Consider the following 11,463-nt stretch of genomic DNA (forward strand, 5'->3'; position numbering starts at 1 on the left):
CTTCGCCCAGCTGTCCCGCCGTATCCAGGAAGCCGGGCTGATGGAGCGGACCCCGGTGTACTTCGCCGTGCGACTGTCCCTGATCGGACTGTCCTTCGTCGGCGTGTGGGCTGCCTTCTTCCTCCTCGGCGACACGTGGTGGCAGGTGCTCACCGCCGTCGCCATGGCCGCCGTCTTCGGGCAGGTCGGCCTGGTCTCCCACGAGCTGGCCCACCTCCAGATCTTCCGGAGCCGACGCATCAGCGAGGTGTGCGGCCGGATCGTGGGCAACCTGGGGATCGGGCTCGGCTACGGGTGGTGGCAGGACAAGCACACCCGGCACCACGCCAACCCCAACCACGAGGAGCTCGACCCCGACGTCCAGCCGGACATCTTCGTGTGGTCCGAGGACCAGGCCCACGCGGCCAAGGGCGTGCCCGCCTTCATCGGCCGCTGGCAGGCCTTCCTCTTCTACCCGCTCCTGCTCCTGGAGGGCCTCAACCTGCACGTGGGCAGTGTGCGCGCCCTGTTCCGGCCGAGCACCAAGCAGCGGGTCCTGGAGGGTGTGCTCCTCGCGGCGCACTTCGCGCTCTACCTCGGAGCCGTGTTCGTCGTCCTCGAACCCCTCCAGGCCGTCGCGTTCATCGCGGTCCAGCAGGGTCTGTTCGGCGTCTACCTCGGCTGCATCTTCGCGCCCAACCACAAGGGCATGCCCACCCTGAAGAAGGGCGAGAAGCTCGACTTCCTCCGCAAGCAGGTGCTGACCTCGCGGAACGTGCGGGGCGGATGGTTCACCGACATCGCGCTCGGCGGCCTCAACTACCAGATCGAGCACCACCTGTTCCCGAACATGCCCAGCCCGCACCTGCGCCGGACCCAGCCGATGGTGCGCGACTACTGCGCGGAGATCGGTGTCCCGTACCACGAGACCGGCTTCGTCCGCTCACACGTCGAGGCCCTCACCCACATGCACAGGGCGGGAGCCTCGCTGCGCGCGGAGGCGCGGGTCTGACCGGTCAGGGGTGCTCACCGCGCTCGCGGGCCCGCGCCGACTCGGTGCGCGCGTTCTCGGACTCGGGCAGCGGGACAGCCCGCAGCACCTCACCCGGCTCGTAGAAGTCGGCGGACGGCATCGCGCGCAGGGCGCTGACGATCTCCTCGTCACCGCCCGCCTCGAGGGCGTGGGCGACGATCCGGTCCTTGTCCGCCGGAAACTCCATCTGGTCCAGGATCTGCCGTAGCCCGCTGATGCCGCGCTTGACGCCCATGGTCGGTCCCCCCGGATCGTGAGAGGGCCCGACCGCGCCCGCGCCCCGGCGGGGCACGGCACGCGGTCGGACCCGCGAAGTCACGTAGTGGTGACTACCCGGTCACCGAGCGCCCCAATCGCGGGGTCGGCTCCCGCGGCGCGCGCCTGGCTAGGCCTGGCGCAGCCGGGGCATGACCTGCTCGCCGAACGCCGCCAGGTCCGTGTGGTAGTCCGGGAAGATCAGCATCAGGCCGTCCAGCTCCGCGTACTCGACCATCTCGCGGATCCGGCCGGTCACCGTCTCCGGCGATCCGGTGACGAACGGGGTCTGGAACGCCTCGTCCTCGGGCCGCTCGGAGGTCAGGGACAGGGCCTTGTCCAGGGGCAGCCCCCAGGAGAGCTTCATGTTGACGATCGCGTCCACGTCGGCGCCCCGGCCGTACGTCAGCCGCCGCTCCTCGGCGGCGGCGTCCGTCTCGTCCATGATGACGGTGAGCATCGAGTAGGTCCGGATGCTCCGGCCCTTCTTGTCCGCCCTCGCCTTCACGTCCAGGCTGGCCTCGCGCAGGCCGGGCAGGTCCTGCGCGGTCAGGAACGACCCGTCGCAGTGCCGCGCCTGGAAGTCGAGCCCCGTGTCGGAGCGCCCGGCGCTGATGAGGGTGGGCGCCGGGTCGGGGTGCGGCCGGGAGCGGCAGTCGTCGAGCTGGAAGAACTCGCCGTCGTGGGTGACCGAGTCCTCCGTCCACAGGCGTCTGAGGACGCTGGTCCACTCCTCCGTGTACCGGTACCGGTCGGCGTGGCCCAGGTCGTCCCGCCACAGGCCCATCTGCGCGAACTCGCCGGCGTAGGAGCCCACGACGATGTTCATCCCGGCCCTGCCCCCGCTGACCTCCTGCAGGGTGGTGTACATCTTCGCGGCGAGGGCCGGGTGGAACAGGTTCGTGTGGATGGTCGCCCACACCTTGACGCGCTCGGTCGCCTCGGCGAGCCCCGACATCATCGTCATGGACTCCAGGGTGCGCCCCCAGTGGTCGGTTGCCCCGTCGTATCCGCGCCACTTGCCCATGGACATGACGAAGTCGAGTCCGTGTGCCTCGGCGAGGATCGCGGCCTTCTTGTTGTACTCGTACGTGGCCTGCGGATGCGGTGCCGTCTCCGACACGATCCAGCCCCCGTTGCCGATGGGCAGGAAGATCCCGTACTCGGTGTCGGCGGTCGGGGCGCCGCCTGGTGCTGCCATCCTGTGGGCTCCTCGGTCTCTGGCGGCGCTTCGTCGCGCCGCCGTTTCGGGTTCTGCGTGTGCCGCCCGCGCGGCCGGCGCCGCCCCTCCGGGGGAGGGAGGCGCCGACCGCTCGCACGTGCGGCGGGTCCTGCTCGTGGGCGCTACTCGGCCGGCCAGGACACCTCGGTGGCGACGTGCACGGCTTCCAGGTAACGGGGGTCGAACAGGGGCTCGAGGTCGGGGAGCGTGTCCAGCTGACCGTTGTCCACCAGCGTCTCCCCCTCGGCCTCGGTGAGGTTGAGGTCGATGTATCCGGGCGGTGCGTCGTCGGGGGTGGACGAGGTCACCAGTTCGTGCTCGGCGTTCCACACGCGCAGGTTGTGGTCGACGTCGTACCCGGACTCCGCCAGCTCGGCGGCGTAGCCGACGCACTCCTCACCGTTCTCCTGGCAGTACGAGAACGCCTGGGCGATCGCACGGAGGTAGTCCTCGACCACGGTCGGGTTCTCCTCGGCCCATTCGGGGTGCGTGGCCATCACACCGAACGAGCCGACGACCCCGTAGTCCTCGGGCAGCCACTCGTTGTACTCCTCGTCCATGTCGGCGAGCAGGAACGGCTCGTTGGACCGGAACCCGGTCAGGGCCTGTACCTGGTCGCGGGGCAGGACGCTGGGGTCGTAGCCGACCTCCACGATCTCGACGGCGTCGAGGTCGACGCCGTCGGCGACGAGCATCGCCTCCAACGGGGCGGGCAGCATGCCCTTGTGGCCCAGGGTGGTGCCCTCCAGGTCGCCGAGCTCCGCGATGTCGGTGCCCGTCAGCAGGGTGGCGATGGGGACGTGCCCGTACGTGGAGATGCCGATGACGTCGTGACCGGCGTCGTTGGCCTGGAGGACCTCGGCCTCGTTGCCCAGGGACGTGAAGTGCGCCGTCCCGGCGGAGACCAGCTGGGAGTTGCCGATCGTGTCGCCGGTGCCCGGCTGGATCTCGACGTCGATGCAGACGGCGTCGAAGAAGCCGAGCGCGTCGGCGGCCACGGCCTCCAGGATGCTCACGGAGGCCTGGTACTGGTAGCCGGTGATGTAGGTGACGGTCCCGGCGGCACGGTTGGTCTCGCATCGCTCGTCGTCGATCACAGAGGCCACACCGGTCGGTTCCTCGGACGCGTCCTCGCCCGCGCAGGCGGTGGCGAGGAGGACGGCCGAGGTGAGGGTCGCGGCCGCGAGGGGGCGTATGCGTCGGATCCGGGGACGGGGGAGGGAGACGGGGGGGAGTGCCACGAGGGCTCCTTCGGGTGTGTGGGTCACTGCTGCGACTCGTGCCAGAACAGCAGTCGTCGTTCGAGGACGGTGATGAGTGCGAGCATCAGCACGCCCATGGCGGCCAGACAGGCGATGGCCGCGTAGACGTACTCCAACCGGGCGGTCGCGGCCGAGGTGCGGATCATCGTGCCGAGGCCACTGGAGGACCCGGCCGCGACGAACTCCGCGACCACGGCGCCCACGATGGACAGGGGGAACACCACCCGCAGTGCGGCGAGGGCGTAGGGGAGGCTGCTGGGGACGCGCAGCCTGAGCAGCACCTCGAGGCGGGAGGCGTGCAGGGTCGAGAACACGTGCAGGACGGGCGAGGGCACCGACCGCAGGCCGGTCGTCATGTTGATGAGCACCGGGAAGAAGGTGATGATCGCGGTCACGATCACCTTGGGCGCCATGCCGAAGCCGAACGCGACCACCAGGGCGGGGGCGAGGGCGACGACCGGGGTCACGTTCAGCACCACGGCCAGCGGCATGATCGCGCGCCGCACCACCGGCGCCTCCGACATCACCAGGGCGAGGACGAACGCCGTCCCCGCGCCGAAGCCCACGCCCAGGAGGGCGATCTGGAGCGTGGACCACGCGTTGCTGAGGAACAGGAGGGGGTCGCCCACCAGCACCCCGCCCACCTCCGGGAGCAGGGGGAGCAGGTAGGGCTGGTCCTCGGCGACCGCCGTCCAGGCGAAGCCGCAGATCAGCACGGCCACGGTGGCGGGCAGCCACAGCCCGACCCCGAACAGGTCGCGGCGCACGCGTGCTGCGGGACGGCCCGGGCCCTCCTCGCGGTCGGGACGGGGACGGACGGGGGTTTCGGTGGCCATGGCCGTTCCTCCTCTCAGGACGGTGCTCACAGGGGGATGAGGTCGTCGGGGGCGGCTCCGGCCTCCCAGGCGGTCTGGAGGGATGCGCGCACCCTGTCCTCCAGGACGTGCATGTGCGGTCCGGTCACGACGTCGCGGTCGCGCGGACGCGGCAGGTCCACGTGCAGCACCTCGTGCACCCGGCCGGGCCGGGCGGACATCACCACGACCGTGTCGGAGAGGGTGACCGCCTCGCGCACCGAGTGGGTGACGAACAGGACTGTCGTGGACATGCGCTCCCACAGGCCGAGGAGCTGCAGCTGGAGCGCCTCGCGGGTGAACTCGTCCAGGGCGGAGAAGGGCTCGTCCATCAGCAGCAGGTCGGGGCGGATGCCGAAGGCGCGGGCGATGGCGACGCGCTGCCTCATCCCGCCGGAGAGCTCGTGGGGGTACTTGCGGGCGGAGTCGTCCAGGCCCACCATGCGCAGCAGGAGGTCCGGGTCCTCGCTGCCCCGGCCGGCCCGGCGGTTGACGCGGGAGGGCAGGGAGACGTTGCGCCGCACGTTCAGCCAGGGGAGCAGGGCCGGGGTCTGGGGGACGAGGCCGACGGCCTTGGCCGCCGCCATGTTCTGCGGGGTGGACCCGAACACGGAGACGGTGCCGGTGTCGTGCTCCTCGAGCCCGGCGACGACCCGCAGCAGGGTGGACTTCCCGCAGCCGCTGGGGCCGATGAGGCTGACGAAGCGGCCCCGGGGGATCTCCAGGTCGACGTTCTGCAGCGCGGGTCGGAGCGGGTCGGCGCCCTCGTAGGTCTTGGTGAGGCCGCGCACCTCGATACGGTCGCCGCTCACGCCGCGTCCACGTGCCGGAACGGCCGCTCCCCGAGGGGCGACGGGCGGAGGGGGCGGTGGCCGGTCCGGGTGAGGAGCGGGCCCGCATTGGGCGTGCGCGGAACGGTGCTGTGCGTGGACCGGTCGGTCAGCGGCGGTTTCATGCCTGCTCCTCGTGGTGCGTGATCGGATGATCGCACACGGTGGCGCCGTGGTGAGCGGGTCTTCCCGGAGCGGGGAGGGGCGCGCCGTCCGGGGAGGTCGGACCGCTGCGGGGGGAGACGGGTGCGGCGGTGCCCCGCGCGGAGCGGAGGAGGCCGGGGCGCCCGAGGGGGAGAGAGGCTCCGTGCGGCGGCGGTTCGCCGACGCCGGGGGGACGGGGCGCTCGTGCGTGCGGCGCGCGGCGGCGCGCGGGCGCGCCCGCGAGGCGCGGATGCGCGGCGGCGGGGACTACATCCATGAACACCCTCCAGGGATGACTGCCCCCGGACATGGCGAACCATGGACCGGAGACGTTCGTTGGAGAGCGGGTGGGAGCACGGAATGCGGCGGCCCGCGGGGTTTGACGCGTGGAACGTTAGGGCTGATCGATTAACACGTTATGAAGTGTTCATCACGTACTGATATCGAGTGTGCGGATTCTGTGACGGTCGTCGACCAGGGCGACGGTGATCCGGTAGGAGGCGAACGCAGCGGGCAGCCAGGCGCCGCGCCCGAACAGTCGGGCAAGTGGTTCACCGAGCACCAGCAGGACGTGCGCGTCCGGGAAATGGTGGTCGCGCAGCCACACGAGTTTGAAGGCGTCGGCGATGACCTTGTTGCGCTGGGTCGACTTCACCGGCCCCTGGTGGGGGGAGAACTGCACCAGGAGGGTCGGTCGACCCTCGTCGGCGCAGTCGACGCCGATCCTCGTGCCGTCCGCCAGGGTGAACTCGCGGGGTGCGAGTTCGATGCCCAGGTGTGCCGACAGCGCCTCGACCAGGGTGGTGTCACCCTGGCGGGCTGGTCGGGCCGCGGTCACCGACGACGGACTTCTCGCTGAATACGCCATGGTAGGAAGACTTTAGTGCACAGAAGCCCCATAGTCATCGCGGCGGCAACCTTGCGGACAGGGAATCCGCGACTCTCGCCGGTTCCCACCTGCGACTTTATGGAAGGGCTTCATGGCGCTTCCCTCGGGCACTTTTTCTCTTCCTGGCAAGGCATCGCAGGCCCCTCGCGGCGCGGGTTTCCCGACGCTTCGCAGGTCGGACGGCATGGGTCGAAAGGTGGGGCTTCCCCTGTGCTCGAAGGTTAGGGAAAAGGGTTCTTCTATTGTCGTTTCCCATGGTTCTCGAAAAAGGCCAGTTCAGGGCGTGTTTCGGGCCTCGGGATGAAATGTGGGATCACCGGTTGTCCATGAATCGGAGATAACGAATTCGTTGCACGGCTGCTCCGGGGCGCCCGGCGACCCCGTCCTCCGGTCCGAAGCCGGGTCCGGGTGGCCGGTGACCACCGCTCTGTCCGCCCCGGGCACCGGGGGCGACCGTGGTCCACCCGGTGCCCGGTCCCGGTGCCCGGGGCGCGCCCTAACCGGCGGCCAGGAACTCCGTGAGCGCGGGCGCGAGCCGCTTCGGCGCCATCATCACCGCGCCGTGGTTCAGGCCCGGCAGCGTGCGGTGCTCGGAGGAGGGGAGCACCCCGGCCAGGTCCTCCGCCGCGCGGTGGAAACCGGCCGGGCTCCCGCCGCCCGTCAGCACCAGTGTCCGCACCTCGGTCGACCACGCGTCGGCGTCCAGCGGCACCCCCTGCTGGGTGTCGCCCATCACCGCGATGTCGTAGGGCAGGGTGTGCGCCATCGCGGTCAGGTTCGCCCACTCACGGGGCATCAGCCTCATCATGCTCACCATGAACCCGGGCATGCCCTGCGCCCTGGTCATGAACTCCCGCACCGCGTCCGACCGCCGCCCCTCGGCGAGCAGCGCGTCGACGCGTGCGGGGAACCCCGCCGGAGGGCCGAACCCGTCCGACGCGACCACGAACGGCGGCTCGTAGAGGGCGAGCCGGTCGACGTCCAGCCCGGCCACGGCGGCCCGCAGCGCGAGCACCGCACCGGACGAGCTGCCGAACACCGACGCCGAGCCGCCGACGTGCTCGATGAGCGCCGCGAGGTCCTCGACCTCGCGCTCCACCGCGTAGGACGCCGCGTCGCCGCTCGCCCCCCGGCCGCGCCGGTCGTAGTTGACCACGGTGAACCTCCGGGCGAGCAGCCCGGCGAGCTTGCGGGCGTCCTTGCGGTCGGCCAGGGCCGAGGAGACCAGGATGAGCGGGCTCCCCTCGCCGAGGCACTCGAAGGCGATCCGTGTTCCGTCCCGGGAGACGACCGCCGAGTCGGTCGGGGTTTTCCTCTTGTCGGTCGAGGTCATGGGTCCTGCTCCGATCCTGGTGTTCCGTCGTCGCGTTCGACCGTGTGACGGCGGTCCGCCGGAAAAGGAATCGGTCCTGCCGATCCGGTTCCGCCTCCGGCCCCGTGCCCGTGCCCGGGCCCGCAGGAGTGCGCTGCGGTCGTTCCCCCGGTGTTCCCCCCGCGCCTCGCGACGCGGGCCCCGCGCGGAGGCCGCGGCCACCGCCGGGGCGTGGCCTCCGCGCTGCCGGGCGCGGCGGGCGGCCCCGGTCCCCGGCGCCGCCGTGGGGCTTCCCGGCGTCCGACACGTCCCTCACCGAAGGTGAATTCAGCGGGCGAGAACTCGCTTCAGGGGCATTTGCTGCCGCCTTCCCCTCCTTTCTGTAGGCCGAAATTTTATGAGTGGAAAGCACTTTTGTTCGCGCTTGTCACTGGTGTCCGGACTGGGTACCGTGCGCCTTCTGTGTCACGCGTGCGCCCAGGTGGGCGGCGCTCCCGTGTGTCGGGCGCGGATATCCGCCATCGTTCTCCCCCGGAGGTTGTGTGTTCTCCCCTGTTGCAGGTCACAGTGTCACCCGTGCCGAATCCCGCACCGCGTCCGGAGTTTCCGGGGGTGTCTCACGGCGCGGAATGCTCAAGCTCACCGGAACGGCGGGAGCCGCCGTCGCAGCGGCGGGAACGCTCGGAACGGCCCGCGCGTCGGCCGCCGAGCGCACCTGGAGAGTCACAGGCGAGGACGTGGCCCCGCTCGCGCACTTCGACGACGTGATGAAGGACTACATGCAGGCGCGCGGTATCACCGCGGGGTCGCTCGCCGTGGCGCGCAACGGGAAGCTCTCCCTCGCGCGCGGCTACACGTGGGGGGACGAGAGCGTCGCGACCACCGGTGAGACCGACGTCTTCCGCATCGCGAGCCTGAGCAAGCCCGTCGCCGCGACGGCGGCGATGCGACTGGCGCAGGAGGGCGAACTCGACCTGGACGCGCCCCTGGCCGATCTGATCGACCTCTCGCCCCTGCCCGGTGGGACGGCCGACCCGCGCCTGGGAGAGGTCACCGTCCGGCGGGCGCTGCAGCACCTGGGCGGGTGGGACAGGGACCTCTCCGGCGACCCCCTGTGGAGCACGATCGCGATCTCCCGGGAGATGGGCGTGGACCTGCCGCTGGGTGAGGAGGAGGTCGTCTCCTACGTCAGCGGTGCGGCACTCGACCACGCCCCCGGCACGACGTACGCCTACAGCAACTACGGCTACCTGCTGGTCTCCCGGGCGATCGCCGCGGTCACGGGGACGTCCTTCGAGGACTACGTGGTCTCCGACATCCTGGGCGCGGTCGACATCGCGCGTATGCGGGCGGGCCGGTCCCTCGCCCGGGACCAGGCCGGCGAGGTCCGCTACAACTCCCGGTACACGTCCACGTCGGCCGTCGACATGTCGGGCGCGCAGGTCCCCTACCCGTACGGCGGGTTCAACCTGGAGATCCAGCTCGGCAACGGCGGCTGGGTCGCCTCCGCGGCCGACATCGCGCGGTTCTGCACCGTCTACGACACCCCCGAGGCGGCCGGGGTGCTCACCCCGGCGTCCGTCGACACGGTGTTCGCCGCACCCGAGGCCGGAGGAGGGGCCACCCACTACGGCCTCGGATGGTCGGTGCGTCCGACCGCCGACGGGGAGAACACCTGGCACACCGGCAGCATGCCGGGGACCTACACGTTCCTCGCGAGGAGCAACGGCCACACCGTCGTCGCGCTCTTCAACCAGCGCAAGGAGGGCGACGACCTCAACTGGGGGGAGATCGACCCCCGGTTGTGGGGCGCGGTGAACGAGGTCGGGACCTGGCCGACGGAGGACCTCACCCCGATCTACTTCTGAGGCCGACCGGTCGCGGAACCGGTATCCACCACGACAGCGCCCGCCGGAACCCGGCGGGCGCTGTCGTGTCCGGCGCGCCCGGTCCGGGTACCGGCCGCGGATCCCCTCGTCCTCCGGGTCCGTGCCGGCCCACGCCCCCGGGCCGAGCCGGCCTCCCCGTGCCGCGGAACCCCCGCGTCGGCCCGGCGCCGGGCGGGCCGCCCCAGGCCTTGATAACCGTATCTACATATGGTTAAAGTAATACGCCCATACGGTTATCAAGGATCCGCGGAGACCCCATGCCTCGCCGACCAGCCCGCTCAGCACCGCTGTGCGCCGCCGCCCTCAGTGCGGCACTCCTCCTCGCCTCCGTCTGCGGCGCACCGGCCGCGGCGGCCGAACCCCCCGACGACGAGCCCTACGCCGCCGTCGACGCCTACGTGCAGAGGCGCATGGAGGAGACCGGGACGCCCGGGTCGTCCTACGCGGTGGTGGGACCCGACGGGCCCCTCCACCGGGCGGCGTGGGGCACGGACGGCGACGGCGCCCCCGTCACGCCGGAGACACCGTTCCTGTGGGGGTCGGTCGCCAAGCCCGTCACGGCTACCGCCGTCCTCGCCCTGGTCGAGGACGGCGAACTCGGACTGGACGACCCGGTCACCGACCACCTGCCGGGGTTCGGGTTCGGAGGCGTCCACGCTCCGGACACCACGGTGCGCCACCTGCTCGCCCAGACCTCCGGGCTGCCCCCGTCGGCGACGCCCGTGGTCGCCGACTGCCGGGGGGACTGCCCACGGCCCGCCGACCGGCTCGGGGCACTGGACCGGATCGACCCCCTCGCACCGCCCGGCGAGGAGTACGCCTACAGCAGCGCCAACTACCTGGTGCTCGCCGCCGTGGTCGAGTCCGTCACCGGCACGTCCTTCGCCGACCACGTGCGCGGCGCGGTCCTGGAACCGGCGGGCGCGGACGGTGCGGTCACCGATCCCGCCTCGGCCCGCGACCGCGGCCTGCCCCCGGGGCACCTCCCGCTCTGGGGGGTCACCGCACCGGTGGCGACCGGCATGGACCCCCACGGCGCGGCGTACGGCTACCTCGGCGGGGACCTCGACGACCTGGCGGCGCTCGCCTCCCTGTACCTGCGCGAGGGAGGGGACGTCCTCTCGGCGGACTCCTTCGGGCTGATGACCAGCGAGCAGACCACGAACGACGGGGAGGGGATCGGCTACGGGCTGGGATGGCGCGTCGGCGGGCTCGACGCCCCACTGGACGGAGCCGTGTGGCACAGCGGTGGCGCGCCGGGCTACTCCGCCTTGCTGCTCCTGCTGCCCGAGCAGGACCTCGCGCTCGTCATGCATCAGAACAACCACGGGCTGCTGCACGACGCGGCGAGCACGGACGTCCTCTTCGGCGCCTCCGCCATGCTCGCGGGCGCCCCCGAACCCGGATCTGCCCCGTCCCGCACCGTGTACCTGCTGGCCGTCGCGGCCACCACCGGCCTCGCGGTGTGGATGCTGGCAGCGGCCGTCAGGGCGGCCGCGGCGGTGCGCCGGGCGCGCGCCGGAGCCCCGGCACCGTCACCGGCGGCCACCGTGCTCCGGGTGGTCCTGGGCCTGCTCCCCGTCGCGGCCGGAGCGGTCTTCCTCTCCCGGGCGGGTGTCGACGGCGCCCTGGCCTGGCTGCCCGACGTCGCCCTCTCCCTCGCCGTCGCCGCGGCGGCCGGCGCCGCCTCCGCAGTGCTGTGGACGTGGGGCGCCGTTCGCGCCCGGAACGCCGCTCCCGCGCAGGACTCCTCCAGGGACCGGACCGTTCAGGGCTCCCCGGCGTCCTGACACG

At 71.8% G+C, this 11,463-nt stretch carries 11 protein-coding genes; 3 read left to right on the top strand and 8 right to left on the bottom strand.

Annotated features, from left to right (window positions below):
- The first annotated feature begins 40 nt into the window (after window positions 1-40).
- Window positions 41-991 (top strand): fatty acid desaturase family protein, encoded by a 951-nt coding sequence (locus Q8791_RS20350; protein ID WP_330093436.1) that lies wholly within the window; start codon window positions 41-43, stop codon window positions 989-991.
- A 4-nt stretch (window positions 992-995) separates the two neighbouring features.
- On the opposite strand, the gene Q8791_RS20355 is transcribed toward Q8791_RS20350, so the two are convergent.
- The 8 genes from Q8791_RS20355 to Q8791_RS20390 all read right to left on the bottom strand — a co-directional run bounded on the left by Q8791_RS20355 (window position 996) and on the right by Q8791_RS20390 (window position 7,801).
- Window positions 996-1,247 carry a DUF2795 domain-containing protein gene (locus Q8791_RS20355; RefSeq protein WP_330093350.1) on the bottom strand — a complete coding sequence of 84 codons (252 nt, stop codon included), beginning with the start codon at window positions 1,245-1,247 and terminating at the stop codon, window positions 996-998.
- A 150-nt stretch (window positions 1,248-1,397) separates the two neighbouring features.
- On the bottom strand, window positions 1,398-2,468 hold the full coding sequence (locus Q8791_RS20360; protein ID WP_330093351.1) for an LLM class flavin-dependent oxidoreductase: 1,071 nt from the start codon (window positions 2,466-2,468) through the stop codon (window positions 1,398-1,400).
- Between the two features lie 143 nt (window positions 2,469-2,611).
- Window positions 2,612-3,730, bottom strand: a complete 1,119-nt coding sequence (locus Q8791_RS20365) for an ABC transporter substrate-binding protein (RefSeq protein ID WP_330093352.1) — start codon at window positions 3,728-3,730, stop codon at window positions 2,612-2,614.
- 23 nt (window positions 3,731-3,753) lie between these two features.
- Window positions 3,754-4,587 carry an ABC transporter permease gene (locus Q8791_RS20370; protein WP_330093353.1) on the bottom strand — a complete coding sequence of 278 codons (834 nt, stop codon included), beginning with the start codon at window positions 4,585-4,587 and terminating at the stop codon, window positions 3,754-3,756.
- Window positions 4,588-4,613: 26 nt separating this feature from the next.
- Window positions 4,614-5,417: an ABC transporter ATP-binding protein gene (locus Q8791_RS20375; protein ID WP_330093354.1), complete on the bottom strand. Its 804-nt coding sequence runs from the start codon at window positions 5,415-5,417 to the stop codon at window positions 4,614-4,616.
- Window positions 5,414-5,560, bottom strand: coding sequence for a hypothetical protein (locus Q8791_RS20380; protein WP_330093355.1), 147 nt, complete (start codon window positions 5,558-5,560; stop codon window positions 5,414-5,416). The genes Q8791_RS20375 and Q8791_RS20380 overlap by 4 nt, the downstream gene beginning before the upstream one ends.
- A 449-nt stretch (window positions 5,561-6,009) precedes the next feature.
- Entirely contained in the window at window positions 6,010-6,447 is a 438-nt protein-coding gene (locus Q8791_RS20385) for a hypothetical protein (RefSeq protein WP_330093356.1), read from the bottom strand.
- A 517-nt stretch (window positions 6,448-6,964) separates the two neighbouring features.
- Window positions 6,965-7,801 (bottom strand): alpha/beta fold hydrolase, encoded by an 837-nt coding sequence (locus Q8791_RS20390; RefSeq protein ID WP_330093357.1) that lies wholly within the window; start codon window positions 7,799-7,801, stop codon window positions 6,965-6,967.
- A gap of 608 nt (window positions 7,802-8,409) precedes the next feature.
- Here Q8791_RS20390 and Q8791_RS20395 point away from each other — a divergent pair.
- Window positions 8,410-9,648, top strand: coding sequence for a serine hydrolase domain-containing protein (locus Q8791_RS20395; RefSeq protein WP_330093358.1), 1,239 nt, complete (start codon window positions 8,410-8,412; stop codon window positions 9,646-9,648).
- A 278-nt stretch (window positions 9,649-9,926) separates the two neighbouring features.
- Window positions 9,927-11,459 (top strand): serine hydrolase domain-containing protein, encoded by a 1,533-nt coding sequence (locus Q8791_RS20400; RefSeq protein WP_330093359.1) that lies wholly within the window; start codon window positions 9,927-9,929, stop codon window positions 11,457-11,459.
- The last annotated feature ends 4 nt before the right edge of the window (window positions 11,460-11,463 follow it).

This window comes from Nocardiopsis codii (genome assembly GCF_036327455.1).
GTDB lineage: Bacteria > Actinomycetota > Actinomycetes > Streptosporangiales > Streptosporangiaceae > Nocardiopsis > Nocardiopsis codii.